At 46.9% G+C, this 26,888-nt stretch carries 24 protein-coding genes; 15 read left to right on the top strand and 9 right to left on the bottom strand.

Annotated elements, in window-relative coordinates; genetic code table 11:
- Position 1: 1 nt before the first annotated feature.
- The 10 genes from hemC to KE626_RS06220 all read left to right on the top strand — a co-directional run bounded on the left by hemC (position 2) and on the right by KE626_RS06220 (position 12,421).
- Positions 2–922, top strand: coding sequence for a hydroxymethylbilane synthase (gene hemC / locus KE626_RS06265; RefSeq protein WP_211972001.1), 921 nt, complete (start codon positions 2–4; stop codon positions 920–922).
- Positions 912–1,694, top strand: a complete 783-nt coding sequence (locus KE626_RS06260) for a uroporphyrinogen-III synthase (protein ID WP_211972000.1) — start codon at positions 912–914, stop codon at positions 1,692–1,694. Before hemC ends, KE626_RS06260 begins: the two co-directional genes overlap by 11 nt.
- On the top strand, positions 1,691–2,719 hold the full coding sequence (gene hemE / locus KE626_RS06255) for a uroporphyrinogen decarboxylase (RefSeq protein WP_211971999.1): 1,029 nt from the start codon (positions 1,691–1,693) through the stop codon (positions 2,717–2,719). Before KE626_RS06260 ends, hemE begins: the two co-directional genes overlap by 4 nt.
- An 8-nt stretch (positions 2,720–2,727) precedes the next feature.
- Positions 2,728–3,648, top strand: a complete 921-nt coding sequence (hemF, locus tag KE626_RS06250; RefSeq protein ID WP_211971998.1) for an oxygen-dependent coproporphyrinogen oxidase — start codon at positions 2,728–2,730, stop codon at positions 3,646–3,648.
- Between the two features lie 20 nt (positions 3,649–3,668).
- Positions 3,669–4,640, top strand: coding sequence for a porphobilinogen synthase (gene hemB / locus KE626_RS06245; RefSeq protein ID WP_249207299.1), 972 nt, complete (start codon positions 3,669–3,671; stop codon positions 4,638–4,640).
- A gap of 36 nt (positions 4,641–4,676) precedes the next feature.
- Positions 4,677–5,963, top strand: coding sequence for a glutamate-1-semialdehyde 2,1-aminomutase (gene hemL, locus KE626_RS06240; RefSeq protein WP_211971997.1), 1,287 nt, complete (start codon positions 4,677–4,679; stop codon positions 5,961–5,963).
- Positions 5,964–6,149: 186 nt separating this feature from the next.
- Positions 6,150–6,572, top strand: coding sequence for a hypothetical protein (locus tag KE626_RS06235; protein ID WP_211971996.1), 423 nt, complete (start codon positions 6,150–6,152; stop codon positions 6,570–6,572).
- Positions 6,573–6,706: 134 nt separating this feature from the next.
- Positions 6,707–7,825, top strand: coding sequence for an efflux RND transporter periplasmic adaptor subunit (locus tag KE626_RS06230; protein WP_211971995.1), 1,119 nt, complete (start codon positions 6,707–6,709; stop codon positions 7,823–7,825).
- Between the two features lie 32 nt (positions 7,826–7,857).
- A complete protein-coding gene (locus KE626_RS06225) occupies positions 7,858–10,998 on the top strand; it encodes an efflux RND transporter permease subunit (RefSeq protein ID WP_211971994.1) in 3,141 nt (1,046 codons plus the stop codon).
- Positions 10,991–12,421 (top strand): TolC family protein, encoded by a 1,431-nt coding sequence (locus tag KE626_RS06220; RefSeq protein ID WP_249207298.1) that lies wholly within the window; start codon positions 10,991–10,993, stop codon positions 12,419–12,421. Before KE626_RS06225 ends, KE626_RS06220 begins: the two co-directional genes overlap by 8 nt.
- A 221-nt stretch (positions 12,422–12,642) precedes the next feature.
- Here the strand turns inward: KE626_RS06220 and KE626_RS06215 are convergent, their stop codons facing one another.
- From KE626_RS06215 to KE626_RS06205, 3 genes are read right to left on the bottom strand one after another with little or no spacing between them, the layout of a single operon-like run.
- Positions 12,643–13,434 (bottom strand): carboxylesterase family protein, encoded by a 792-nt coding sequence (locus KE626_RS06215; RefSeq protein WP_211971993.1) that lies wholly within the window; start codon positions 13,432–13,434, stop codon positions 12,643–12,645.
- Positions 13,435–13,469: 35 nt separating this feature from the next.
- Entirely contained in the window at positions 13,470–14,267 is a 798-nt protein-coding gene (locus KE626_RS06210) for an O-methyltransferase (protein ID WP_211971992.1), read from the bottom strand.
- 17 nt (positions 14,268–14,284) lie between these two features.
- A complete protein-coding gene (locus KE626_RS06205) occupies positions 14,285–15,022 on the bottom strand; it encodes a glycosyltransferase family 2 protein (protein ID WP_211971991.1) in 738 nt (245 codons plus the stop codon).
- A 186-nt stretch (positions 15,023–15,208) separates the two neighbouring features.
- Here KE626_RS06205 and KE626_RS06200 point away from each other — a divergent pair, with 186 nt between their 5' ends.
- Together KE626_RS06200 and KE626_RS06195 are read left to right on the top strand one after the other, a co-directional pair.
- Positions 15,209–16,537 carry a hypothetical protein gene (locus tag KE626_RS06200; RefSeq protein ID WP_211971990.1) on the top strand — a complete coding sequence of 443 codons (1,329 nt, stop codon included), beginning with the start codon at positions 15,209–15,211 and terminating at the stop codon, positions 16,535–16,537.
- A gap of 158 nt (positions 16,538–16,695) precedes the next feature.
- Positions 16,696–17,646, top strand: a complete 951-nt coding sequence (locus KE626_RS06195; protein WP_211971989.1) for a hydrogen peroxide-inducible genes activator — start codon at positions 16,696–16,698, stop codon at positions 17,644–17,646.
- A gap of 104 nt (positions 17,647–17,750) precedes the next feature.
- Here the strand turns inward: KE626_RS06195 and KE626_RS06190 are convergent, their stop codons facing one another.
- The 3 genes from KE626_RS06190 to prmA all read right to left on the bottom strand — a co-directional run bounded on the left by KE626_RS06190 (position 17,751) and on the right by prmA (position 20,247).
- A complete protein-coding gene (locus KE626_RS06190) occupies positions 17,751–18,557 on the bottom strand; it encodes a M48 family metallopeptidase (protein WP_211971988.1) in 807 nt (268 codons plus the stop codon).
- Positions 18,558–18,662: 105 nt separating this feature from the next.
- Positions 18,663–19,304: a glycerol-3-phosphate 1-O-acyltransferase PlsY gene (plsY, locus tag KE626_RS06185; protein WP_211971987.1), complete on the bottom strand. Its 642-nt coding sequence runs from the start codon at positions 19,302–19,304 to the stop codon at positions 18,663–18,665.
- A 118-nt stretch (positions 19,305–19,422) separates the two neighbouring features.
- Positions 19,423–20,247: a 50S ribosomal protein L11 methyltransferase gene (prmA, locus tag KE626_RS06180; protein ID WP_211971986.1), complete on the bottom strand. Its 825-nt coding sequence runs from the start codon at positions 20,245–20,247 to the stop codon at positions 19,423–19,425.
- A 175-nt stretch (positions 20,248–20,422) separates the two neighbouring features.
- Between prmA and KE626_RS06175 the strand changes: the two genes are divergently transcribed.
- Positions 20,423–20,995 (top strand): hypothetical protein, encoded by a 573-nt coding sequence (locus KE626_RS06175; RefSeq protein WP_211971985.1) that lies wholly within the window; start codon positions 20,423–20,425, stop codon positions 20,993–20,995.
- 77 nt (positions 20,996–21,072) lie between these two features.
- On the opposite strand, the gene KE626_RS06170 is transcribed toward KE626_RS06175, so the two are convergent.
- The 3 genes from KE626_RS06170 to KE626_RS06160 form a co-directional block, all read right to left on the bottom strand.
- Positions 21,073–23,433, bottom strand: coding sequence for a polyribonucleotide nucleotidyltransferase (locus KE626_RS06170; RefSeq protein WP_211971984.1), 2,361 nt, complete (start codon positions 23,431–23,433; stop codon positions 21,073–21,075).
- A 123-nt stretch (positions 23,434–23,556) separates the two neighbouring features.
- Entirely contained in the window at positions 23,557–23,829 is a 273-nt protein-coding gene (gene rpsO / locus KE626_RS06165; protein ID WP_211971983.1) for a 30S ribosomal protein S15, read from the bottom strand.
- A gap of 148 nt (positions 23,830–23,977) precedes the next feature.
- A complete protein-coding gene (locus KE626_RS06160; protein ID WP_211971982.1) occupies positions 23,978–24,673 on the bottom strand; it encodes a cell division ATP-binding protein FtsE in 696 nt (231 codons plus the stop codon).
- 169 nt (positions 24,674–24,842) lie between these two features.
- On the opposite strand from KE626_RS06160, the gene KE626_RS06155 reads away from it, so the two are divergent.
- Positions 24,843–25,214, top strand: coding sequence for a BlaI/MecI/CopY family transcriptional regulator (locus tag KE626_RS06155; protein ID WP_211971981.1), 372 nt, complete (start codon positions 24,843–24,845; stop codon positions 25,212–25,214).
- The gene (locus tag KE626_RS06150; protein ID WP_211971980.1) at positions 25,211–26,872 is read left to right on the top strand and encodes a M56 family metallopeptidase; all 1,662 of its coding nucleotides are present in this window, start codon (positions 25,211–25,213) and stop codon (positions 26,870–26,872) included. Before KE626_RS06155 ends, KE626_RS06150 begins: the two co-directional genes overlap by 4 nt.
- Positions 26,873–26,888: the final 16 nt, after the last annotated feature.

Genomic DNA, 26,888 nt, shown 5'->3' with positions numbered 1-26,888 from the left:
AATGGATAAAGTTATCAGGATAGGTACAAGAGAAAGTCAACTGGCCTTATGGCAGGCACACCAGGTAAATGATCTGCTCACCGCACAAGGCTACCGCACTGAACTGGTCCCCATCAAAAGTGAAGGCGATATAGACCTGGTCACGCCTTTGTACGAAATAGGCGTACAGGGCATCTTCACAAAAAGCCTGGATCTGGCACTGCTCAATAATCGTATAGACATTGCCGTGCACTCCTTCAAAGATGTTCCTACACAATTACCCAAACAAATCGTACATGCCGCCATCCTCAAACGTGGTCCGGTAAAAGATTTACTCGTATACAAAACATCAACGGATTTCCTGGAACAACCGGGTTATATCGCTAATATCGCCACCAGCAGCGTACGCCGCAAAGCCCAATGGCTGCGCCGGTACCCGCAGCACCAACTGCATAACCTGCGGGGTAACGTAAACACCCGCTTGCAGAAGCTGGCAGGCGAAAACTGGGACGGCGCTATCTTCGCCGTAGCCGGACTTGAACGCATCAACATTCGTCCCGCTAACTCCATCGATCTCGACTGGATGCTGCCCGCTCCCGCACAAGGCGCTGTAGTGGCCGTATGCCGGGAGGACGATACTTTTTGCAGAGAAGCCTGCGCGGCCTTCAATGATGAAGAAACAGCCCTCGCCACACACATAGAACGCGAATTCTTACGTACCCTGATGGGCGGTTGCACCACACCTATCAGCGCGTATGCTTATATACAAAACAATACCATACACTTTAGCGGCGAACTTTGCAGCCTCGATGGCACCGGCTTCTTCAGCGTTTCCCGCGAAGTGCCGGCAGCACAGGCACACCACCTGGGACAGGAAGCCGCAGAAGATATTATGGCGCAGGGCGGCGCTGAAATTGTAGCACAGATCAGAAATGTCAAATGATAAATACCGCATATTAAGCACCAGGCATCTGACAGACAGCTCCATTGCTGTGGCTGCTGAAAACGGTATTCTCATAGAAGTAAAAGATTTTATACAGATAAAACCTGTCACACTTCCCGCATTAAAAGGAACTACGCCAGGTTGGAACAACACCTATACCTCCAATATTTTCCAGGCGCCCAACGTATCCGTTTTTACAAGCGCCAATGCCATCAATGTACTGGAACAACACTATTTCAGTATTGGCAGCGATCGCAAAAACGGCCTCTTTACATTTTTTCTTAGAGATCATGCCAATATCTGCTGCATCTCCGGCAAAACCCTGCAAAAAGCCAGGGAAGTATTCCCCGATTGCAACATACTGGCATCGTCACCCTATGGAAGTGAGCTGGCTGCTGCCATCATTGCATTGGGCAACATCAGCGAGGTAAATTTCTATTGCGGCAACCAGCGACGGGAGGAATTGCCCTCCACATTAAAGCAAGCAGGTATCAGGGTCAACGAATTTGTGATCTATGAAAATATTCCGGCGCCGGAAGTGACTACCACAGATTATGACGGCGTACTTTTTTTCAGCCCCAGCGCAGTGAAAAGTTACCTTTCCACCAACAGGCTGCCCGGCAAAACCGTTTGCTTCGCCATTGGCCGAACAACAGCCACAGCACTCGGGGAATATACCGACAACAAGATTATAATGAGCACCAACATCAGCGAAGATGCCCTGGTGCAAACAGCTATATTTTATTTTAACAACATTAACTGCTACGAATGAGCGCATTGAAGAACGACTTATTGCTGAAGGCCCTTAAAGGTGAAACTGTTTCCCGCACGCCCGTATGGATGATGCGCCAGGCCGGTCGCTATCTCCCGGATTATATCAAACTGCGTGATAAATATACTTTTTTTGAACGCTGTGAAAATCCGGAACTGGCTACAGAAATAACCGTAATGCCGGTAGACCAGGTAGGTGTTGATGCAGCCATTATTTTTTCCGATATCCTCGTTGTACCACAAGCCATGGGCATGGAAGTACAGCTGGTAGAAAAGATAGGCCCACTGTTACCCGCACCTGTAAAAACCGCGCAGGACCTGCAACGTTTATGCGTTCCCGATGTACAGGAAAGACTGCACTATGTTTTTGATGCGCTGAAGCTCACCAAAAAAACACTCGATGGCCGCGTGCCGCTGATTGGCTTTGGTGGCGCTCCCTGGACTTTACTCTGCTACATGGTACAGGGTAAGGGTTCCAAAACTTTTGATGAAGCAAAAGCATTCTGCTATCAACAACCTGCTGTAGCGCATCAACTGTTGCAGATGATCACCGATACCACGATCGCTTATCTGAAAGCACAGGTAGCCGCAGGAGCCGATACCGTACAGGTATTTGATTCATGGGGCGGCCTGCTCAGTCCGCAGGATTTCGAAGTATTTTCTTTGCAATATATCCGCCGGATCGTAGCGGCGATGAAAGATGTTTGCCCTACCATCGTATTTGCCAAAGGCGCCTGGTTTGCGCTGGAAGATATGGCCGCTACCGGCGCCCATGGCCTCGGTATCGACTGGTGCATCAAACCCGAACTGGCACGGCAATTTGCCGGCAGCAACATCACCCTGCAGGGAAACTTTGATCCGGCCAAACTGCTGGCTCCCATTCCTGAAATTGAAAAAGCGGTGAAAGCAATGCTGAAAGGGTTTGGCAGACAACGTTACATTGCTAACCTGGGCCACGGTATTTTACCGAATGTACCGGTAGATCATGCCAAAGCATTTGTAGAAACAGTTAAAGCACACGGATAAATTTTACCATGAGCATTAAAAACGAATTCATCACGTTTATCCACGGTTTGCAGGATGACATCTGTGCAGCCCTGGAAAAAGCAGACGGCAAAGCTACCTTCCGGGAAGATCTCTGGGAAAGGCCCGGCGGCGGCGGCGGCAAATCACGTGTAATCGCCGACGGCAACGTATTTGAAAAAGGAGGCGTGAGCACCTCTATCGTACATGGCGACCTGCCGGAAGCCATGGCACAACAGTTTGGTGTTACCAACAGCCAGTTTATGGCCTGTGGCATCTCCCTGGTGATTCATCCCCTGAATCCATTTGTTCCTACCGTACATGCTAACTTCCGCTATTTTGAACTGTATGAAGCCGATGGAACACTGAAAGACAGCTGGTTTGGCGGCGGAGCCGATCTTACGCCCTACTATCTCGACGAAAAGGATGGTATCCATTTTCATACAACCTTCAAAAATGCCTGTGATCCATTCGGAGCAGAACTTTATCCAAAATATAAACAACACTGCGATGAGTATTTTGTGAATAAACATCGTAACAACGAAGCCCGCGGCATAGGTGGTATATTTTACGACTACCTGCGCCCGGATGAAAATACCACCGCAGCACAACGGCTGGCTTTTTCCATCGCTAATGGCAAAGCCTTCCTGGAAGCATACCTCCCGATTGTGGAAAGAACAAAGCAACTACCCTATACAGAAGCCCACAGAAGCTGGCAGGCGTATAGACGTGGGCGTTATGTAGAGTTCAATCTTATTCACGACAGAGGAACACTTTTTGGTTTAAAAACAAATGGCCGCACCGAATCTATTCTCATGAGCCTGCCACCGGTAGCCCGCTGGGAGTACGATTTTCATACCACCCCGGGCAGCCCGGAAGCACAGCTGCAGGAGTTTTTGAAACCACGCGACTGGACTAAGCAAACGATATAAAACAATAAATTTTTATAACGATGATCAGAAGAAACAGAATTTTAAGGGTATCTCCCGCCATTCGTGCAATGGTGGCGGAAACAATATTGAAACCAAGCGACTTTATAGCGCCGTTATTTGTTACCGAAGGAGAAAATGTGAAGGAAGAGATCAGCTCTATGCCAGGTTATTTCAGATACTCTCTTGACCTTACTATTAAAGAAGCCAGGGAACTCTGGAGCCTGGGTATTAAAAGTGTATTGTTGTTTGTAAAAGCACCGGACAACGTAAAAGATAACAAAGGAACAGAAGCCGTTAACCCGGACGGGCTGATGCAGCGCACCATTCGCGGCATTAAAAATGCCATTCCTGAAATGGTGATAATGACCGACGTAGCGTTGGATCCTTACTCTTCCTATGGTCATGATGGTATTGTGGACGGCACAGAAATTGTGAACGATCCTACCGTGGAAGTACTGGCACGTATGAGTCTCAGCCATGCACAGGCAGGCGCCGATTTTGTAGCGCCCAGCGATATGATGGACGGCCGTATTCTCGCTATCCGTAATATTCTCGAAGAAAATGGCTTCGACAAAACAGGCATCATGGCCTACAGCGCCAAATATGCCTCCTGTTTTTACGGCCCGTTCCGCGATGCACTGGATTCCGCTCCCGGCTTCGGCGATAAAAAAACATACCAGATGGACTACGCCAATTCAAGGGAAGCCATCAAGGAAACATTGATAGATATTGAAGAAGGCGCAGACATTGTAATGGTAAAACCTGCGATGGCCTACCTCGATATAATGCGCATTATTAAAGACCGTACAACCGTTCCCGTTAGTGCATACCACGTAAGCGGCGAATATGCAATGATCAAGGCGGCGGCAGAAAGAGGATGGCTCGATGAAAACAAGGCCATACTGGAAAGCATGACCAGCATAAAACGTGCGGGCGCGGATCTGATTGCTACCTACTTCGCCAAAGATGCCGTAAAACTGCTGAATGCATAATTCAGTATCTTGCGTAAAATAATAAACCACCAACAGATGTACAGCAAAAGTGAAATGTTATTCGGGAAAGCAAAGCAGGTAATTCCCGGCGGTGTTAACTCTCCCGTACGCGCATTTAAAAGTGTAGGCGGCACTCCCATATTTATGGAACGTGCCAAAGGCGCCTACATGTACGATGTAGATGGCAATCAGTACATTGATTACATCAACTCCTGGGGCCCTATGATCCTTGGCCATGCCTATGAGCCGGTAATAAAGGCCATACAGGAATATGCCGCTTACTCCACATCTTTTGGTGCTCCCACTGAACTGGAAATAAAAATAGCAGCGCTCATAGTTTCCATGGTGCCTAATATTGATATGGTACGCATGGTGAACTCCGGCACGGAAGCCTGTATGACAGCGCTCAGGCTGGCAAGAGGATATACCGGACGTAATAAGTTTATCAAATTTGAAGGTTGCTATCATGGCCACGCAGATGCGTTCCTGGTAAGCGCCGGCAGTGGCGTAGCCACCCTGGGCATACAGTCTGTTCCAGGTGTTACCGCTACTGTAGCGGAAGATACCCTCACTGCCCCCTACAATAACTTGCCCGCAGTAGAACAACTGGTAGCAGAACATGGAGGTGATATTGCCGCCATCATCATAGAACCGGTAGCCGGTAATATGGGCTGCATCCTGCCACAACCAGGCTTCCTCGAAGGGCTGCGCGCAATTTGTGACGCTAATAATATCCTGCTCATTTTTGATGAGGTGATGACCGGTTTCAGGCTCGCACGCGGCGGCGCACAGGAATTACTGGGTATCAAAGCCGACCTGGTGACCTTTGGTAAAATCATTGGCGCAGGTATGCCTGTAGGTGCTGTGGCAGGCCCGAAAGAAATCATGGAAAACCTGGCCCCGGCCGGAAAGGTATACCAGGCAGGCACTTTGAGCGGAAACCCTATCGCCATGATAGCTGGTTACACGCTGCTGCAAACACTGAACGATAACCCGGTTATTTATCAGCAACTGGAAGAAAAAGCCAGCTACCTCGTAAACGGATTAAAAGAAGCATTTGGCGCAGCCGGCATCGTACACAGCATTAACCAGATGGGATCTATGCTGAGCGCACATTTCACAGAATACCCGATCGTGGATTTCAGCGCCGCTTCCGCTGCCAACAATGAATTATTTAAACGATTCTTCCATGCCATGCTGGAACGCGGTGTATACCTGCCTCCTTCAGCCTTCGAAAGCTGGTTTATGTGTAATGCACTCACCACCGAAGACCTGGATGCAACAATAGCTGCCGCGAAATCTGCCATGCAGGCGATCAAATAGTTAACAATTCAATCCTGTGCTGAGTGGTAAGGCTGTTTCATTAAAAGTGAGACAGCCTTTTTTAGTGCTATCCACCACAACAAAAAAATGTAAAAGCCTGTTCCTCATTTACCGGTCATCCAAAAATATTTCCTTTACAATAAACTAACCTCCAAATAAAACAAAATCTATTAATTTTGGGGTTTGATGAGCGAACGTGTACACATATTAAAACACTGGGCAACTGTCTGTTTCCTGCTATGTTTGCAGCTGGTAACCGGTGCCCTGCCCACGTTTGCAGCACATCGCCATTTTCTGTTGCACGATATCACCGTACAACAATCACAGCAGGATCAGCTGCTGCGCATCGTTCATAAAATTCCGGTACACCTGGAGGCAGACGACGATGGAACAGATGTATGGCATATTACCAAACATCGCCGTAAAACACGCTGGTACCTCTCTGCCAGCGCTCCACAGGTAAGTACTGCCACGCGTATTGCCTACCTCGATGCAGATAATACTGCTCGCAGCATTTATATTCCCGTTAACAAAACCGGTGAGTACGAGCGCCAGAAGTCCTTTCTGCCTGCTTACTACACTTTCCTCTTCCGGTTTACACCGTTCTGAATACAACACTGTTTTCCGCTGTAATTACTTTTTATTTAGGAAGATGTCCACATTATCCGCTACCGTAGCGGATTAGCGTCTTACTGTGTTGTATTCACTTATTCCGGTCAAACCGGGATCAATATCTTATTGCTATGCGTCAATATACAGGGATCATTACATCGCTGATCGCTCTTTTCATGGCTGGCTGCGCCACCAAAGGAGAAAGTACCAACAAAGAGGAATTAAAATCCTTACCGGTTACCATACTGGGAACAAAAGATACCATCCTTCACCGCTCCTATGTTACCGACATCCAGGCAGTGCAAAATGTTGAAATACGTGCCCGTGTAAACGGCTTCCTCGATAAAATATACATTGATGAAGGACAGGAAGTAAAAAAAGGACAACTGCTTTTTGGCATCAGCGACGCAGAATACCGTGCAGAACTGGCCAAAGCAAAAGCAATACTCAGCAGCGTAATTGCAGAAAGCAAAGCCGCTGCACTGGAAGTGGACCGTGTTACCTTACTGGTAGATAAAAAAGTAGTAGCGCCCTCCGAGCTGGAAGTGGCGAATGCCAAACTCGCCGCAGCGCAGGCCAAAATTGAAGAAGCCCGCTCCGCTACCGCCAATGCCGAAATGCACCTGTCGTATACCTGCATCCGTGCACCGTTTGATGGTATCGTTGACCGCATTCCGCTGAAGAAAGGAAGCCTCATCAGCGAAGGCTCCCTGCTAACTACGGTGTCGGATACACGGGAAATATATGCTTATTTCAATGTATCAGAAACAGAATATCTCCAATATAATAAAGCCCTGGCCAAAGGCGACAACAGCTACCGCCAGGTAGCGCTGGTGCTGGCCGATGGTACCGATTATCATCATTCCGGGAAAATAGAAACCATAGAAGGCGAATTTGAAGAAAACACGGGCTCCATCGCCTTCCGTGCCCGCTTTCCCAATCCCTCCAAACTCCTTAAACATGGCGCCAGCGGAAAAGTGCGGCTCACCACTGAAATGGATAGCGCCGTCATTATCCCGCAAAAAGCAGTGTTCGAAATGCAGGACAAAAACTACGTATTCGTAGTAGATGCCTCCAATAAAGTGAAGATGAAAAACTTTATCCCCGCCGCCCGCTTTGCACATTTCTACATCGTTAAATCCGGTCTGCAACCCGGGGAACGTATTGTGTGTGAAGGCGTACGCAACATCCGTGACGGTATCCGGATTTCGCCGCGCAATATGTCCATGGATAGTTTACTGAGTTTATAATCACACTGCTTTTTAGCTGAAATCAAGGAACAATGTTTGAAACTTTTATAAAACGACCGGTGCTGTCACTGGTCATATCGCTTATTATCACACTGGTAGGCTTACTGGCACTGTTCACATTGCCGGTTACCCAGTTCCCGGATATTGTGCCGCCCTCTGTAACGGTAACGGCTAAATATACCGGCGCCAATGCGGAAGTATCTGCGAAAGCAGTATCCACCCCGCTGGAAAGGGCTATTAACGGGGTGCCGGGCATGACGTACATGTCGTCCGTATCCAGCAACGACGGGATCACCGTTATCCAGGTATTTTTCCAGGTGGGCACCGATCCCGACCAGGCCGCGGTAAACGTGCAAAACCGCGTGGCTACCATTATTGATGAATTACCGGAAGAAGTAATCAAAGCCGGGGTTACCACCGAGAAAGAAGTAAACAGCATGCTGTTGTACCTCAACATCATGAGCGAAGACACCTCCCTCGATGAACAGTTCATTTACAACTTTGCTGATATCAACGTACTCCAGGAACTCAAACGCATCGATGGCGTAGGTCGCGCGGAAATCATGGGCGCCAAGGAATATGCCATGCGCATATGGCTGAAACCCGACCGTATGCTGGCTTACAACGTATCGGCCGATGAAGTGATCCAGGCCATCCGCAAACAAAATATTGAAGCAGCGCCGGGTAAAACAGGCGAAAGCTCTGATAAAAATCCGCTGATGCTGCAATATGTATTACGCTATACCGGTAAATTCTTTGAACCGGAACAATACCAGCAGATCGTTTTACGCGCCGGACAGGATGGTTCCGTACTCCACCTCAAAGATGTGGCAGACGTTGAATTTGGCTCGCTTACCTATAGCATGGTGTCTAAAACAGATGGCAAACCATCTGCCTCTATTATGCTGAAACAACGCCCCGGCTCCAATGCCCGCGAAGTGATCAACAACGTAAAGGCGAAAATGGAAGAAATGAAAAACACCTCGTTCCCGCCGGGCATGACCTTCAACTTCAACTATGATGTATCCCGCTTCCTGGACGCCTCCATTCATGAAGTAGTGCGTACCCTGTTCGAAGCATTCCTCCTGGTGTTTATCGTGGTTTTCATTTTCCTGCAGGATTTCCGCTCTACCCTGATCCCGGCGCTGGCCGTGCCTGTAGCCCTGATAGGCACACTGGCATTTATGCAGATGATGGGCTTCTCCATTAACCTGCTCACCCTCTTTGCACTCGTACTGGCCATTGGCATCGTGGTAGATAATGCTATTGTAGTGGTGGAAGCAGTACACGTAAAAATGAGCGAGGAACATTTGCCGCCCATGGAAGCGACGCTGGCGGCGATGAAAGAAATCAGCGGTGCATTGGTAGCCATCACGCTGGTGATGTCGGCGGTGTTTATACCGGTGGCGTTTCTATCCGGACCGGTAGGTGTGTTTTACAGGCAGTTTTCACTCACGCTGGCCATCTCCATCGTTATCTCAGGCATCAATGCAGTAACGCTAACGCCTGCACTCTGTGCCATTATGCTGAAAGACACACATGGCAAACCCCGTAAGAAGACTCTCCTGCAACGGTTCTTTAACGGCTTCAACAAAGGCTATAATGCCACCGAAAATAAATATGCCAAATTAATCAGCTTTATCGCCGGCAGGAGACTCATCACACTGGCTTGTCTTGTATTTTTCTTTGCAGCTACCTGGGGTATCAGCGCGGTGCTGCCTTCAGGGTTTATTCCTACGGAAGACCAGGGCATGATCTACGTAAACGTTACCACGCCTCCCGGCGCTACCGTAGAGCGCACCGAAGAAGTGCTCGACAAGGTACAGACCATTGCCGCCCGGCTGGGCGAAGTGGAATCTGTATCCACACTGGCAGGATACAGCCTGGTAAATGAGGTGGCCGGCGCCTCCTATGGTATGGGCATGGTAAACCTGAAACCATGGGATCAGCGTAAAGCATCCGTACAGGATATCATCGAACAACTGCAAAAGCTCACCGCCGGTGTGGCAGATGCCAGTATAGAATTCTTCCCCCCTCCTACGGTTCCGGGCTTCGGTAACTCCAGCGGTTTTGAATTACGCCTGCTCGATAAAAGCGGTAGCGGCGATTTGCGGCAAACTGCCCAGGTTACCAATCAATTCATTGACGCACTGAAAAAAAGACCGGAAATAGGCAGCGCCTTTACCAGCTTTGACGCAGAGTTCCCCCAATACCTGATCCATGTAGACCAGGCCATGGCTGCCAAAAAAGGGGTGAGCATAGAAAATGCCATGAGCAACCTGCAAACACTGATGGGAAGTTTTTATGCTTCCAACTTTATCCGCTTCGGACAAATGTACAAAGTAATGGTACAGGCAGATCCCCACTATCGCACCAAACCGGACGACCTGCTGCGCCTCTACGTTAAAAATGACCGCGGCGAAATGGTATCCTACTCGGACTTTGTAAAACTGGAACGCGTATACGGACCGGAACAACTCACCCGCTATAACATGTACACAGCCGCCATGATCAATGGCGACGCCAAACCGGGATTCAGCAGCAGCCAGGCAATTGCAGCCGTGCAGGAAGTAGCTGCTAAAGAATTGCCGAGAGGCTATAGCTATGAGTGGAGCGGTATGACAAGAGAACAGATCCTGTCCGGCAACCAGGCCATTTACATTTTCATCATCGTACTGGTGTTTGTATACCTGTTACTCGCTGCGCAATACGAGAGCTTTTTGCTGCCGTTGCCGGTATTATTGTCGCTGCCCGCGGGCATCTTTGGTGCATTTTTCTCGCTGAAACTGCTGGGCCTGGAAAACAATATCTACGCACAGGTAGCACTTGTGATGCTGATTGGCTTGCTGGGGAAAAATGCTATCCTCATTGTGGAATTTGCCATTCTCAAAAATAAACATGGCGCTACCATACTGGCTGCTGCCAAAGAAGGCGCCGTATCCAGGCTGCGTCCTATTCTCATGACCTCCTTTGCATTCATTGCGGGCCTCATCCCGCTCTGTATTGCTTCCGGTGCAGGCGCTATGGGTAACCGTTCCATTGGTACCGCCGCCGCCGGTGGTATGCTTATAGGAACCATTTTCGGTGTACTGATCATACCCGGACTATATGTGCTGTTTGCCTCCATGATCAGGAAAAAAAATGTTGAACTAAAAGCTTACACCAATGAATAAACGATTATATCAATACACCTTATACGCCTGCATGGCCACTGCTACGGTGGCCTGCAGCACGCAAAAGGAACTGTCGCTGCCGGAACGTATTACCGTTCCCGTTATTACCGGTTACACCGCAGATACCTTATCACTGCATACCTTTTCACAGGTATTCAGCGATCCGCACCTGCGCACGCTCATTGATACGGCGCTTCATAATAACTTCGACCTCCTGTCGGCCGCGCAACGGGTTACCACCGCGCAAGCCAACCTCATGATGGCAAAGAATGCATGGCTGCCTTCATTAAACGTGGCCCTGTCGGCCGGCGTAGATAAATATGCCGATTATACCCTCAACGGGGTGGGTAACTACGATACCAACCTTTCGCCCAACATCAGCAAGGACCAGCGTATCCCGGGGCCTACGCCCGAATATTTTGCCGGCTTACGAAGCAGCTGGGAAATAGATTTGTGGGGTAAGCTGAAAAGTCAGCGGCAGGCGGCTTACGCCCGCTTCCTGGGCAGCCGGCAGGGACGCCGGTTGTTGATAACGCAGATAGTGGCAGGCGTAACCGGCTTATATTATGAGCTCACTGCTATGGACAATGAACTGGCCATCATTCAGCGTAACATTACATTACAGGAAACAGCCGTAGCCACAGTACACATCCAAAAGGCAGGGGGCAGGGCTACTGAGCTGGCAGTACAACAGTTTACCGCGCAATTACTCAGTACACAGGCACTGGAATTTGGCGTAAAACAGGAAATTGCCTCCCTTGAAAATCAGCTGAATGCTCTCCTGGGCCGGCTGCCACAACCCATTATGCGCAGCGCTGTGAAAGATGCACAGGTGTTGCCGGGTATCATTAAAAGCGGGATCCCCGGCAGCCTGCTGCTGCAACGCCCGGATGTACAACGTGCAGAACTGGAATTAACGGCGGCTAAAGCAGATGTTAAAGCGGCAAGAGCAGCCTTCCTTCCCTCTTTTACCATCACCCCCTATGCAGGCTTTAACGCCTTTAAGGCGGGCCTGCTGTTTCAGTCACCCGCGTCGATCGCCTGGGGCGCCGTGGGTAACCTGGCAGCACCCGTCTTCAATAAAAAACAAATAAAAGCACAATACAATATCAGTACCGCCAACGCCTATACGGCATTTTACGACTATCAGCAGGCAATTGTAAATGGTTACCAGGAGGTAGCATCGGCATTAAATAAAGTAGAAAACCAGCAGGAGGCATTTACCCTGAAAAGCAAGGAGGTATTGGTATTACAGCAGGCAGTATCTACCGCCAACATATTGTTCACTACCGGTTACGCCAACTACCTGGAAGTGATTACCGCACAAAAAAGCGTACTGGAAGCAGAACTGGCGCTGGTAACTACCCGGCGGAATGTATACCAGGGAATGGTATCGTTATATCGCGCGCTGGGGGGTGGCTAATGCAGCAGATTTTGTCTTGCCCAGGATTGTCTTGCCCAGGATTAACAGTGATTATGATGATTTACAGGATTTATTTTTAGATTTTATTTTCGATTTAAAAAGATTAGCGAAGAAAAAAGCGGATACTCGCTTCTGTCTTCGCTAATCTTTTTAAATCATCAAAGAAAAAATCCTGAAAATCATCATAATCACTGTTAATCCTGGGCAAGACAAACTCCGCGTCATTTCTTGTGTTGAAACAGCCAGTTCATTAACTCCGGCTCCACAAAAACATTATCCCAGCTGTTGTGTCCCACTCCGGGATATTCTGTATATTTTTCTTCAGCGCCCAGCGATTTCAGTTGGGCATGATAGGCACGGGAAGCTTCCACGGGCACTACTTTATCCTCGCCTCCGTGGAAAATCCATACCGGCACTTTCTTAGCAAAACGGCCTGCTTCAGCTACATTGCCGGCCCCGCAAATGGGGAAGGCTGCGGCAAATAGCCCGGGGCGGGTAGTGATCATATAAAAAGTACCCATACCACCCAGCGACAAACCTCCGATGTACACCCGTTTGGTATCTACTTTTCCGCTGGCCAGCAAACTATCCAGCAGGGGGTTAAGTAACGCGGTAGGGGGCGTTGCATCGCCATCCAGCGGGAAATCAGCCCGGATCACTTTCCCGGTGCTGTCGCGGTCAAACCGCATGGGCGCCCAGGTTTGATTAACCGGGCATTGCGGGAAAAGTACAAAGGCGGGATAATTTTGCCGTATGCTGTCGCGCAGGAACATCTCCCCGCCATGCAGCAGCTGCGCATTATTATCTGATCCTCTTTCACCGGCCCCATGCAAAAAAACGATCAACGGGTATTTCTTGCGGGGTTTATAATTCGCCGGCAACAAAAGACGGTAACGCAGCGTATCACCTTTACGGCTAAACGTTTGGTAGGTATACTGTGAAAAGTCCTGTGCGGCCGCTACCATACCGGTAGACAGCAGGCAGGCCAGAAGGAGGATTTTCAGGTAGCGCATATCGGGGAATTTATACCCAATATACTACCACAAAATCAGTATTTCAATGTAAAATGCTGTTTCACTTTAAAATCCTTACGGAAAAATACCAGGCCTATAAAAAACAGGTCAATGGTCATGGTCACCTGCGGATGATCCTGTATGATATGCCAGGCGGCTTCCATATCAGGCGTCCAGTGTATGTCGTCGAAAATAAAAACAGAATATTCGTCCGCAAACTGAAGGCACTGCTCAAAATATGCCAGCGTAGGTTCCTTGCGGTGATTACCGTCTATATACACCCAGTCGGGCAACTGCATTTGCTTTAATACATCAGGCAGTACCGTATCAAAGTTTCCTGTTACCTGGGTGATGTTGCTGAGATGCAGGGATTCAAAATTCTTTGCCGCCCTTGCTGCGATATTAGGGCATCCCTCAATAGTATATACGCGGGCCTTGGGTGCTGCCTTTGCCATATAGGCGGTAGAAAGGCCCATAGAAGTCCCCAGTTCGAGGATACGCCCCGGTTGGAGGTATTGTATCAGCCGGTAGAATAACTGCCCGAATTTGGGCTGTTTTGCCGCATAACGGGTGATATCCCGTACCCGGCGTTCATTACCGGCTGATATCAGCGACCCGGCGCCCAGGTCAGTGACCTGAAGCGTTTCATCACTTTGCAGTAACTGTTTGCGCAACTGTTCTATTTCCCTGAAAGCAGGATGCTGCTTTTTATCCAGCAATACGTCTTCTATCAGTGAATATACAAAAGGTGAATGTACATCGTGACGATTGCCGGAAGTAAAATAATACTTCAGATACTTCCCCGCTAAATTATACTGTTGCGCTAAACCCACTTGCTATATTAATATTTTTAATAAATCTTTCCCTTGATGATACCCCACATATGTAAACGATGTTGCAGCGATACTCTTAATACGCCCAGGCCGTAAATGGCGCTGCGCTTGAAGTTGATACTGGAGGCCTCGTCAAAATATTTGGTAGGACAAGTCACTTCCGCAATATCGTATCCTTTCATAAATATCTGCGAAACCATTTCATTATCAAACACAAAATCGTCATTATCAGCCATATAGTTGATATTACGAAGTACTTCTGCCGAAAAAGTCCTGTATCCTGTATGATATTCACTCAGTTTCTGACCGATCAGGATATTCTGTGTCAATGTTAAGAAACGATTAAATATATACTTATACATGGGCATCCCCCCTTTCAGGGCTCCTTTTCCCAGGATCCTGGACCCAAATACCACCGGGTACACGTCGTTGGCAATAATACTGCACATCGCTGTAATCAGCTTGGGCGTGTATTGATAATCGGGATGCAGCATCACTACTATATCTCCCCCCAGCTCCAGGGCTTTGTTATAACAGGATTTCTGGTTACCGCCATAACCCTTGTTCTTATCATGGCGGATCAGGTGTTTAATGCCCAGTTGTCTGCCCACCTCAAGGGTATCGTCTTTACTGGCATCGTCCACCAATACCACATCGTCTACGATTTCAAAAGGAATCTCCCGGAATGTTTTTTCCAGCGTAAGTGCTGCGTTGTAGGCCGGTAATACAACCACTATCTTTTTGTTATTAAGCATGAAAGTGGATCAAATTTGGACGCAAAGGTAACTCACCTGCCGATAATTCAAAATATATCGCAGGAAAGCATAATTTCACCACCTATCATGATTTAATTTTAACTGTTATTAATTATTTATCTTTGCCTGATGATGTTTTTGGCATCATATTTTCTTAAATTTTTGTTAACAAAAAGCAAAAACAACATGTTAAAACACCTACCAACGGAGATGAAGCATGACAAGCGCTTGACTGACAAGCTTTATGTTCCATTGCCGTTAGTACAACTGGCTCTGAAGTTAAGGTCCTGCCGATGGATCAAAGTTATTCCAGCCCCGTTTGTTCTCCTGTTCACTTTCCACACTGCGCATGCGCAGGACCCGGAACTGAAAGGCACCGTTGCTCCAGTTATCAAAACACAGGATACCACTATCCGCAAACTCATGGAAGAAGTACAGCGGATCACGGATAACGACAAACAAAACTCTACCGCCATACAGGCCCTCCTGCAGGGAAAGGAAATCGATAACATCACTAAGTATGAATTGATAAAGAATAATATCATCAATGCCAGTGAAACTTACTATTTACTTAATAAAAAAATCATCGATCTAAAATCCCGTACTACTACCAACAATCTCGACGTATTCATCACCTCGTTGAACAACCCGGAAAGTAAGGCCCTCGGATTTTCCCTGAGCGACCGTATCGTGGAACTGGTAGAAAAGATCATCCTGAAAAATAAAAGCGATAAGGGAGAGAAGAATTCAAAGATTGTGGAATCCACCAAATCCATCATCAACAGCCCGATCTTCCAGAGCTTTACCTCGCTTACACCTCCGCTGGCCATTGCCAACTCTGTGATGAACTTCCTGCACAGCGTGAGTGTAAACAACAAGCAAATCAATCAGAAGTCATTACAGGATTTTGAAAAAGAGCTCAACAAATATGTAGTATACTACACTGCATTAAATGATGCCAATCAGAAATTCGAATATGGCCTGAACTTTAATAAAGACCAGCTTAGCCTGCTGCAGGACAACCTGTTCGACCACCTGTCTTTCACCGCTACTTCCATGAAGTTCCCGGCGCCGCAGAAAGGTAATCAGGGCCTGAGCCAAACGATGAACGAATACTTCTTCGATTTCAAAAAAGAAAAAGTAGTCGATTACTTCAACCAGCTGGAAACAAAATATACCAAGGGTAAACGGGTAGACTACGAATCCCTGCTGCGCGAAAATTCTTCCCTGAAAGAAGTAAATAACCAGCTGGAAGACCTGGTACTGCAAACCAAACGGTTCGAGAACTTATATAACGAATACTTTACCCTGCTGGATTCTTATTATACCAAGGTGAATAACTCCCTCAAAATTGCCCAGGATAATGGCCTGGCCGATAAAAGCATCATCGATGCCAAACAGGCCGAATTCAGAAACCTGAAAACAGAGGCAGTGGGAGAAATACAGGCTTCCATCAACATCCGGGAACTGTACAGTAATACAGAAAAGATCAAATACAGATACAGAATATTTTAGCATTACGAATTACGTATTTGTGAGAAGAAATACGGCGAAGGATCATCTTTGCGTTTACTATCTTCTGACAAATACGTAATTTGAAATTCGTAATTCTAAATTCCGCCCCCCTTCCTATAGATTTTATTGATACCTTTGCGCTATCAATTTAGAGGAAAATGACGACAGTTCAATTGGAGTACATTGTTGCGGTAGATACCTACAGAAGTTTTATCATGGCTGCAGAGAAGTGTTTTGTTACCCAGCCGACACTGAGCATGCAGATCCAGAAACTGGAGGACGAACTAGGCATAAAACTGTTTGACCGTAGCAAACTCCCCGTAGTCCCTACTGAAATAGGCGTTTCCGTGATAGCGCAGGCAAGGATCATTATCAAGGAAAATGCCCGCATCCGCGAAATCATCACTGACCAGAAAAAGGAGGTGCAGGGTACCCTCAAGGTGGGTATCATCCCTACGCTGGCGCCCTACCTGCTTCCCCGCATACTCACCGGGTTCATGAAAAAATACCCGAAGGTAAAGCTCGAGATCTGGGAATATCCCACAGAGCAGATCATGCAGCAACTGAAACAGGAACTGCTGGATTGCGGATTGCTGGCCACTCCCCTGCATAATCCCCACCTGGAAGAACATCCTTTATTTTATGAGTCGTTTGTGGTGTATACCGCCAAAAGCAATGCCCTGTACGAAAAGAAAATAGTAAAAGCCGAAGAGCTGGACATCAAGGATGTATGGTTGCTGAACGAAGGTCATTGTATGCGTAACCAGGTGCTGAATATCTGCAAGGATAAATTCACTATGGGCGACAATAAGAACCTGGAATACAATACCGGCAGTGTGGAAACACTGAAAAGAATGGTGGATCTGAATGAAGGATATACCATTTTACCGGAACTTTCCCTACAGGACCTCACCACGCGGCAATTAAATATGGTGCGCTATTTCAAAGCACCGGAACCGGTAAGGGAAATCAGCCTGGTTACACACCGGCATTTTATCAAACAAGCACTGATAGAGGCTTTCAAGAAAGAAATCCTGACGCATGTACCGGATAAAATGAAAGTACAGAAGAATAAAAAAGTGATAGAAATACTTACAGAGAAGGCGTAAAGCTGAAAGCATAAAGCTAAAAGTTATTGAGGCGAATGATTAAAGCGGGATAACACTCGCTCTGATCATTCGCCTCAATAACTTTTAGCTTTATGCTTTCAGCCTTATGCTTTTCTGGCCGGCGTATAATACTTCATTGCTTCCGGCATCAGTTGTTGTAATTTCTGTACACGGGTTGCATCGCTGGGGTGTGTGCTCAGGAATTCAGGTGGCTTCTGGCCCTGGCTCATATTCGCCATACGAGTCCAGAAAGGAATAGATTCCTGCGGGTTGTATCCGGCCATAGCCATGAATATAACGCCCAGGTGATCTGCTTCCAGCTCATTGCCCCGGGAAAATGCCAGCATACCCATGTTACCGCCTACACCAAATGCCTGGTTGAACAGGTTTACGGCAGTAGGGTTTTTATTCAGGGCAACGGCGCCTGCCATTTGTATTCCCTGCATGGCCAAGCCCTGACTCATACGTTCGTTACCATGACGCGCAATCGCATGCGCAATTTCATGCCCCATTACACAGGCCAACGCGGTTTCATTCTGGGTAACAGGTAATAAACCGGTATATACTACTACCTTACCACCGGGCATACACCAGGCGTTTACTTCCTTATTATCCACCAGGTTAAATTCCCATTTATAATTGGCAACTTCATTGCCCATGTTATGCTGGTTCATGTAATTGGTAACGGCAAGAGCAATACGCTGGCCTACCCTTTTAACCATTTCAGCGTCTTTACTGGTGGTTTGTGCCACTACCTTGTTAGATGACAGGAACGACTGGTACTCCTGCAGGGCCATTGACTGCATGGTGCTTTCAGGAATGAGGTTCAACTGACTGCGACCAGTGATAGGAACGCGGCTACAGGCGCCCAATGCAAGGCTGGCAGTAAAGAATAAGACATACTTTTTCATGGGAGCATTAATTTAAGTTGCGTAAACGCAAAAAGCACAAAGCAAAAAGCATGCACAATTTATGGCCATAGCTTCCTGCTTCATGCTTTTGTTATATAACTATAACTAGTTTTTGTCCTTTTTGTTTTTAAATAACGGTACTTTACTTTCCACACCTTTCAATAACCGCGTAATGTTTTTCTGGTGGGTCAATACCACCATCAGCGCCACAGCAATAGCAAAGATGCGATAAAATATCTCCGGCTCATTAAAGATATACAGGATCAGTATCGGGAAAGCAATACTGGCTATAATTGAACTGAGCGATACATATCTTGTTAAGAAGAGGATCATTAAAAATACGCCTACGCAGCACAATGCTACCAGCGGCTGTATGGCCAGTACGAGACCAAACAGGGTGGCAATACCTTTACCACCTTTAAAATTCGCCCAGATCGGGAAAATATGGCCAACTACAGCAGCCAGTCCCAGACCTATCTGGAGATTTACCAGCTGTGTAAGATTTTCGGGATCGTGATAGTAAGGAGCCAGATAAGCTAAACGAACCGCCAAGACGCCTTTCAGCATGTCTACCACCATTACAAAGGTACCCGCTTTCGGACCCAGTACCCTGAAAGTATTGGTAGCCCCGGCGTTGCCGCTACCATACTCCCTGATATCCATACCAAAAACGCCTTTACTTACCCAAACAGCTGTGGGAACAGATCCTATCAGATAAGCACAAATAAGCAATAAAATTTCTACCATCACTACAAGTTAGGAATGCTAAGATAACAAATTCTCTGTTAAAATAGCGACAATATTAGAAAAGATTGTAACACAAAAGTTGGATTATCAACACTTTTCATATGTAACTTTTAATCTATTATGCTACCGGTACCCCAAATTGGAGGGCGAGCCAGTTATCCTTTTCAATTTTCCGCTCCGGTACAAATCCATGAGATGCTGCTGCTACGGTGATTTTCGTTTCGTCGGTAGTTAAAATGCCACTTAACAGCAGTTTGCCACCGGGTTGTACCAGTCCGCGCATATCCCCCATAAATTGTAACAGGATGTTACAGTTGATATTCGCCAGCAATATATCATATTTTTCGGTAATGGCATCAAGGCGGTCGGCCTGCCATACTTTTACGGTACTCATTTTGTTGGCTTCGATATTTTCCAGGGTATTATTCACCGCCCATTCATCATAGTCGATAGCGTCTGCAGTGGCCGCTCCCATCATTTCCGCCAGGATAGCGAGTATCCCGGTACCGGTGCCGAAATCAAACACCTTTTTACCCTCAAAACCGATGGATTCCATCAGTTTTATCATGGAAGAAGTAGTGGCATGATGACCCGTACCAAACGACATCTTAGGCGTAATCACGATTTCATAGGCTGGTTGCGGCGAAAACGGAGGGTGAAATGCCGCCCGTATACCACAAAAATCATCTACCTGTACCGGTTGAAAATTACTCTCCCACACTGCATTCCAGTTAGCAGGCAAAATAGTTTCTTTCGTATAGGCAACCCCGTAAGGCTGCAAAATTTCCTGCAGTACAGCTTCATCAAAATCCGTTTCCGGGATATACCCTACCAGGGCCGCTGCCTGCTCTTCAAATCCCTCGTAACCCACTTCAGATAACTGTGCAATCAACAGATCCGTTTGATGCGCACCTGCGTGCATCGTAATAGCAATGTAAGACATAGGCCGCAAAGATAAGCAGAAAGCTAAAAGCGGAAAGCAAAAAGCTATTGTAGCGAATGATCTAAGCAGATATAAAATATTCACATTTATCATTCGTTACAATAGCTTTTTGCTTTCCGCTTTTAGCTTTCTGCTTTTTTATTATATTTGATTAATAAATAATATAAAATATCCTATGAAACCACTGTTCCTTCTGCTGGCCGGTATAGCCTTGTCGCTATCCGGAATGGCCCAGATCATCAAAATCAAGCAGCCGCCAGCACCTATTACCGATTCTATTGTGTACCAGACCGAAAATGTAACACTGATATTTGAGCGCAGTAATCTCCGTGATTATATGGAAACCATGGACACTACCCTCCGCAATGCCAGGTATAGTAACAAGGTATTTAGCAGTGTGCAGTTTACCCGTTTAAATGCCATTGATATGGGCAACCATTTCCGTAAGGCATATTGTTACCTGGAAGATAGCACCAATAAGGACTTCAGCTATAGTACGGGAAAAATGAACATGTTATGGGCAGAAGATGGCGGCATTATGTTGCCCTATGTGGAAGAGATTTTACCGGATCTGCTGGCCGCCGGGATGGTGCGGGTAATAGACCGGAGTACAAAGGCCCTCCAGCCTGCCTACAAAATGATTGCGGAACCGATTGATGGCAATAACTACCGGGTATTTCGCTTAAACAGCGGCCGGGAAATATTCAGGGAAAGTACATTCAGGGTAGAGCAACTAACGAAGAGATAGTTCATAAAAAAAGCTGCCCCAGTCGGGGCAGCTTTTTTTCTTATTTAATTCCAGTTATCTGCTAGCTATAACAGCGCCTATTCGGCATCAAAGGTAGGCTCTTGTGGTTTTTCAGGACGGGAGTTGTAATCTCCGCCGCCACGTCTGTCGTCACGATTGAAATCACGTCTGTCGCCACCACCGCGTCTGTCATCGCCGCCACGTCTGTCGTCACGGGGACCACGTCTGTCGCCACGATCACCACCACGGTCACGATCGCCGCGATCACGGAAATCGCGCCTGTCGTCACCACGCTCTTCGCGTTCAGGTCTTTCCACATAACCGTCTGGTTTAGGCATCAGCACTTTGCGGCTCAGCTTAAATTTACCGGTTTTAGGATCTGTACCAGTGAGCTTCACTTTTACTTTTTCACCTTCTGTCAGCACACCTTCCATTGTTTCCAGGCGTTTCCAGGAAACTTCGGAGATGTGGAGCAAGCCTTGTTTACCAGGCATGAACTCAACAAAAGCACCATAAGGCATGATGGATTTAACAACAGACTCATAAACTTCCCCTACTTCAGGTACAGCGATGATGCCTTTTACCCATGCTACCGCTTTATCGAGACTTTCCTTCTGAGAAGAGAAGATGCTAACTTCACCGGTTTCACCAACTTCTTCGATGTTGATGGTAGTACCGGTTTCGCGTTGGATCTCCTGTATAATTTTACCACCGGGTCCGATCACTGCGCCGATAAATTCGCGGTCAATAATGATCTTCTCCATGCGTGGTGCATGTGGTTTAGGTTCAGGACGTGCAGCAGGGAATGCTTCGTACATGGCTTCCACAATATGCAGGCGGCCTTTCTTGGCCTGGGCCAGTGCAGAGCGCATTACATCCATGCTTAAACCATCAACCTTAATGTCCATCTGTATACCCACAATACCATCGCGGGTACCGGTTACTTTAAAGTCCATATCACCCAGGTGATCTTCATCACCAAGGATATCGGTTAATACTGCCCATTTACCATCGGAAGCGCGGGAAATCAATCCCATTGCCACACCGGAAACGTGCTTAGGCAAAGGAACGCCTGCGTCCATCAGTGCCAGTGAACCGGCGCATACGGTAGCCATGGAGGAAGAACCATTGGATTCGAGGATATCAGAAACCACTCTTACGGTATAAGCGTAGTCGCTGCCTGGCATCATTTGTTTCAGGGAGCGCATGGCGAGGTTACCGTGTCCAACTTCACGACGGCCGGGGCCGCGCATCATTTTCACCTCACCGGTTGAGAATGGCGGGAAATTATAATGCAGGATGAATTTGGAATAGTTGGAAACAGCTGCGCTTTCGATCAGCAGTTCATCTTCCGGCGTACCGAGGGTAACAGTAGTCAGCGACTGTGTTTCACCACGGGTAAACAGGGCAGAGCCGTGCGGAGAAGGCAGGATGTCTGTTTCCATTGCCAGCGGACGAACCTGGTCCAGTGCACGACCATCCAGGCGAACGGATTCGTCGAGGATCATGTTACGGATCACTTCTTTTTCCAGATCATGCAGGTATTCTTTTACCAGCGGCTGATCTTCTTCAGGCAATTCGCCCAGGTGTTCTTTCAGTTCCACACCAATGGCAGCAAACGCATCGCTGCGATCGTGCTTGGCGGAAGCTGATTTAGCTACCTGGTAAATTTTATCTTTTGCAAAAGCTTCCACTTTTGCTTTCAGTTCTTCGTTCTGGTGAGGTTGTGCGTATTCACGTTTGCCTTTCACACCTTTCAGGTCACGCAGTTCTTCCTGTGCCTTTACCTGCACGCGGATAGCAGCGTGTGCTGCTTCAATAGCGCTGATCAGGTCTTCTTCCTGGCACTCTTTACTTTCACCTTCCACCATCATGATGTTCTTGTCGGTAGCACCAATGATGAAGTCCATATCGGCCTTAGCCAGTTCAGTACGGTTAGGGTTGATAACAATTTTGCCATCAATGCGGGCTACACGCACCTCAGAAATGATTTCCTGGATGGGAACGTCAGATACTGCGAGTGCTGCAGAGGCAGCCAGGCAAGCCAGCGCATCAGGCATTACTTCAGGATCGGAAGATATCAGGGTAACGAGTACCTGTACTTCGCAGAGATAGTTGTCGGGGAACAGGGGACGCAATGCGCGGTCAATCAAACGGGAAATAAGTACCTCGGAATCAGACAACCGGCCTTCACGTTTGAAAAAGGAACCGGGTATGCGACCGGCAGATGCAAATTTTTCCTGGTAATCAACCGTAAGGGGGAAAAAAGACTGGCCTGGTTTGGGTTCTTTATTTGCTACCACAGTGGCCAGCAAAATAGAATTACCTAAACGCACCGTAACCGCACCGTCGGCCTGACGGGCCAACTTGCCAGTTTCGATGGTCACCATACGACCGTCTCCTATATCGAATTTCACTGAAATAGGTGTCAGATTCATAATAAAGTGAGGATTAATTGATAACGTTATCCATTTAAAATCACAAGGATAACAAAAGGTATACATACAAAAAAACTATTCCCAACCGTATAAGTTGGGAATAGCGCTATAATTAAGTCATGGTTATTTCCTGATACCTAACTTCTCGATGAGGGCACGGTAGCCTGTGAGGTTGGTTTTAGATAAATAGGAAAGCAAACGCTTTCTCTGGCCAACCATTTTCATCAAACCACGATGGGTAGAAAAATCCTTTTTGTTTTGTTTCAGGTGACCGGAAATGCTGTTGATACGCTCAGTCAGCAGCGCAATTTGTGCATCCACAGAGCCTGTATTTTTTTCGCTTCCACCAAATTCCTTAAAAATATTGGCTTTCTTTTCAACAGTTAAGTAAGACATCTTTAAAAATAATAAGTAATAATAATGTTTTTTGTCGCTATTTTTCCGGTGCAAAGGTAACTTAAAAAATAGGAATTACCAATTAACCGGAAATTAATAATAAATGAGAGATAATATGCAATTGTAAATCTCTCTTCCTCAACAACTCTTAGGAAGAAAAGTTTACAGCCGCATTATCTGCCACATGCCCGTTTTCGGTACGGAGTACTCTCGACGGGAATTTCTGTAATACAATATAATCATGTGTGGCCATTACGATGGCGGTTCCTTCCCGGCAAATACGGAATAACAGCTGCATAATACCATCGGAGGTTTCCGGATCCAGGTTACCTGTAGGCTCATCTGCCAGGATCAGCTTGGGCGAATTCAACATGGCACGGGCAATATCCACACGCTGCTGCTCTCCGCCTGAAAGCTCATAAGGCATTTTAAACCCTTTGGTTCCCAATCCTACCTTTTCCAGTACATCCGAAATCTTAGCCTCCATTTCCTTTGGATCCTGCCAGCCGGTAGCCCGTAACGCAAATTTCAAATTATCATGCACATTGCGGTCTGTCAATAACTGAAAATCCTGGAACACCACACCCAGATTCCGGCGAAGATACGGCACTTTTTTCCAATCCATCTTCTTCAGATCAAAACCCACTACCTGACCGGTACCGTCATTTAAGGGCAAATCACCATATAAAGTCTTCAACAAACTGGATTTACCAGTACCGGTTTTTCCAATGAGATAAACAAATTCCCCCTTATTCACGGTGATATTCACATCCGATAATATCAATGAATGCCCCTGGTATATACTGGCGTTTGTTAATTGGATAATAGGTTGTTCAGGCGTCATGTCCTTTCTGTTTTTTACAATCTGTACGAACAAAAATAACTAATTAAAAAATAACTCGTTGCGTTTATATAGCAAATCACCCAACAGATACCCATCTTCATAAAACTAAAAAAATAGTTGTTAAACTAAATAATTAGTTATAATTTAGAATTACAATCAATCTACGCATATGAAACAGCTTACCAAAGCCGAAGAGCAGATCATGCAGGCCCTGTGGGAAACAGGTCCCGCCTTTGTAAAAGATATCATAGAAGTAATGGCGGAACCCAAACCCCATTATAATACGGTATCCACGCTCATCAAAATCCTGATCGAAAAAGGTTTTGTAGACTTTAAAGCATATGGTAAATCCCACCAGTACTTTGCCCTCGTTACCAAAGATGCCTATAGCCATAAAACGGTGAACAATATTGTGAAAGGATATTTCGACGGCTCCTTTAGTAATATGGTGTCCTTTTTTGTGAAAGAAAAGGAATTAAGCATCTCTGAATTAGAAAAACTGATACAAAAAATCAAAGACACCCAAAAACCCAAGTCATGACAGTGCTGCTCACCTATCTCGCCAAAGTGATTATATGCTCCGCTGTATTATATACCTATTATCATATAGCGCTGCGTAACAACCGCTTTCACCAGTGGAACCGGTATTACCTGGTACTGATTACCATTATTTCCCTGCTCACACCACTGCTCCGGATACCGTTACCAGGACAAACGCATGAAGCGCCATCCGCCATGCTCACTTACACTACCCGCATGGTTACCCTCCGGGAAACAGTGATACCTGCTGCCAGTCCCGTTATCAGCTCCGGTATGCTGGTTAATATGGCCTACGTAACGGTAATAATATTATTGCTTATACGCATTCTCGTTAGCCTGTTCAAAATCAAACAACTCATTCGCCGCAGCCAGGTACAGGAAGTACCGCCTTACCGGTTTGTAAAAAACGAAGATATTAAAGCCCCCTTTTCCTTCTTCACCTATATTTTCTGGGATCCGCACACCTCCCTGAATACCCAGGAAGGACAACAGATCCTGAAACATGAACTGGTGCACCTGCAAGAGAAACATAGTACAGATAAGCTTTTCATGGAAATAGTCACCGCAGTTTGCTGGATCAATCCTTTCTTCCACCTGATTAAACGCGAACTGGCGCTGGTACATGAGTTTCTCGCTGATAAAAAAGCTGCCGGCGAAGAAATAGGCGGATATGCCCAAACCATCCTGCAGATGGCCTTCCAGACCAAACAGTTCAGTTTTACAAACGACTTTTTCCATCCGCCAATAAAACGAAGAATCCTTATGCTCACACAATTTCACACACCCCGGTTCAGCTACCTGCGACGTATCCTGGTACTTCCACTGGCCGCATTCATTTTTTGCTCCCTTGCATTTGTGGCAGATAAGCACCCGGCCGCCATCGGGTCGCTTATCACCACTGCGCCACCTCCCAGCACGGCAACGGTTGCAGTGACCGATACTACTCCCACCAAAGCAAAAGTGGCGAAAGGAGCAGTGAAACCTCCCCCCGGCGTATATACGTTTGTAGAAACGCCACCGGTATTTAAAGGCGGTGAAGACTCCCTTGCCACTTATCTCAGCCGCAATATCCGTTACCCGAAAACAGCCTATGAAAAAGGCACCCAGGGCGTGGTTTTCGTCCAGTTTGTAGTAGATAAAGACGGTATCGTTAAAAACCCTGCTGTAGTAGGCAGAAAACTCGGCAATGGCCTGGAAGAAGAAGCGATCCGCGTGATAAAAGGCATGCCTAAATGGATTCCTGGCAAAGAGAAAGGAAAAACAGTAGCTGTACAATTTAACCTGCCCATCCGTTTTACGCTACAGGAAGATGTTACCGTCAAACCAGCTGCCAACAGCGAGGTATTCACCTTTGTAGAATATCCCCCGGTTTTTCCGGGAGGCGAAGAAGCACTGGCCAAATATCTTTCTAAAAACATCCGCTACCCTGCCGAAGCACAGAAAGCCAAAGCCGGTGGTACTGTGTTTGTTCAATTTGTAGTAAAGTCAGATGGCAGCATTTACGATGTACGTACAGTAGGCGCCAAAAAAGGTTATGATCTGGAAAATGAAGCCATCAGGGTGGTGAAAGCAATGCCCAAATGGAAGCCAGGCGTACAAAACAGCCACCAGGTAAATGTGCAGTATAACTTGCCGATACGTTTTACATTACAGGAATAACACAACATAAAACAAT

Origin of the sequence: Chitinophaga hostae, assembly GCF_018224885.1 — a bacterium.
Lineage (GTDB): Bacteria > Bacteroidota > Bacteroidia > Chitinophagales > Chitinophagaceae > Chitinophaga > Chitinophaga hostae.
This window is presented reverse-complemented; position numbering and strand designations above follow the sequence as displayed.

Bases quoted from the DNA above. Each gene is read 5' to 3' on its own strand.
- hemC (WP_211972001.1), top strand. From the start codon at position 2: ATGGATAAAGTTATCAGGATAGGTACAAGAGAAAGTCAACTGGCCTTA.
- KE626_RS06260 (WP_211972000.1), top strand. From the start codon at position 912: ATGTCAAATGATAAATACCGCATATTAAGCACCAGGCATCTGACAGAC.
- hemE (WP_211971999.1), top strand. From the start codon at position 1,691: ATGAGCGCATTGAAGAACGACTTATTGCTGAAGGCCCTTAAAGGTGAA.
- hemF (WP_211971998.1), top strand. From the start codon at position 2,728: ATGAGCATTAAAAACGAATTCATCACGTTTATCCACGGTTTGCAGGAT.
- hemB (WP_249207299.1), top strand. From the start codon at position 3,669: ATGATCAGAAGAAACAGAATTTTAAGGGTATCTCCCGCCATTCGTGCA.
- hemL (WP_211971997.1), top strand. From the start codon at position 4,677: ATGTACAGCAAAAGTGAAATGTTATTCGGGAAAGCAAAGCAGGTAATT.
- KE626_RS06235 (WP_211971996.1), top strand. From the start codon at position 6,150: ATGAGCGAACGTGTACACATATTAAAACACTGGGCAACTGTCTGTTTC.
- KE626_RS06230 (WP_211971995.1), top strand. From the start codon at position 6,707: ATGCGTCAATATACAGGGATCATTACATCGCTGATCGCTCTTTTCATG.
- KE626_RS06225 (WP_211971994.1), top strand. From the start codon at position 7,858: ATGTTTGAAACTTTTATAAAACGACCGGTGCTGTCACTGGTCATATCG.
- KE626_RS06220 (WP_249207298.1), top strand. From the start codon at position 10,991: ATGAATAAACGATTATATCAATACACCTTATACGCCTGCATGGCCACT.
- KE626_RS06215 (WP_211971993.1), bottom strand. From the start codon at position 13,434: ATGCGCTACCTGAAAATCCTCCTTCTGGCCTGCCTGCTGTCTACCGGT.
- KE626_RS06205 (WP_211971991.1), bottom strand. From the start codon at position 15,022: ATGCTTAATAACAAAAAGATAGTGGTTGTATTACCGGCCTACAACGCA.
- KE626_RS06200 (WP_211971990.1), top strand. From the start codon at position 15,209: ATGTTAAAACACCTACCAACGGAGATGAAGCATGACAAGCGCTTGACT.
- KE626_RS06195 (WP_211971989.1), top strand. From the start codon at position 16,696: ATGACGACAGTTCAATTGGAGTACATTGTTGCGGTAGATACCTACAGA.
- KE626_RS06190 (WP_211971988.1), bottom strand. From the start codon at position 18,557: ATGAAAAAGTATGTCTTATTCTTTACTGCCAGCCTTGCATTGGGCGCC.
- plsY (WP_211971987.1), bottom strand. From the start codon at position 19,304: ATGGTAGAAATTTTATTGCTTATTTGTGCTTATCTGATAGGATCTGTT.
- prmA (WP_211971986.1), bottom strand. From the start codon at position 20,247: ATGTCTTACATTGCTATTACGATGCACGCAGGTGCGCATCAAACGGAT.
- KE626_RS06175 (WP_211971985.1), top strand. From the start codon at position 20,423: ATGAAACCACTGTTCCTTCTGCTGGCCGGTATAGCCTTGTCGCTATCC.
- KE626_RS06170 (WP_211971984.1), bottom strand. From the start codon at position 23,433: ATGAATCTGACACCTATTTCAGTGAAATTCGATATAGGAGACGGTCGT.
- rpsO (WP_211971983.1), bottom strand. From the start codon at position 23,829: ATGTCTTACTTAACTGTTGAAAAGAAAGCCAATATTTTTAAGGAATTT.
- KE626_RS06160 (WP_211971982.1), bottom strand. From the start codon at position 24,673: ATGACGCCTGAACAACCTATTATCCAATTAACAAACGCCAGTATATAC.
- KE626_RS06155 (WP_211971981.1), top strand. From the start codon at position 24,843: ATGAAACAGCTTACCAAAGCCGAAGAGCAGATCATGCAGGCCCTGTGG.
- KE626_RS06150 (WP_211971980.1), top strand. From the start codon at position 25,211: ATGACAGTGCTGCTCACCTATCTCGCCAAAGTGATTATATGCTCCGCT.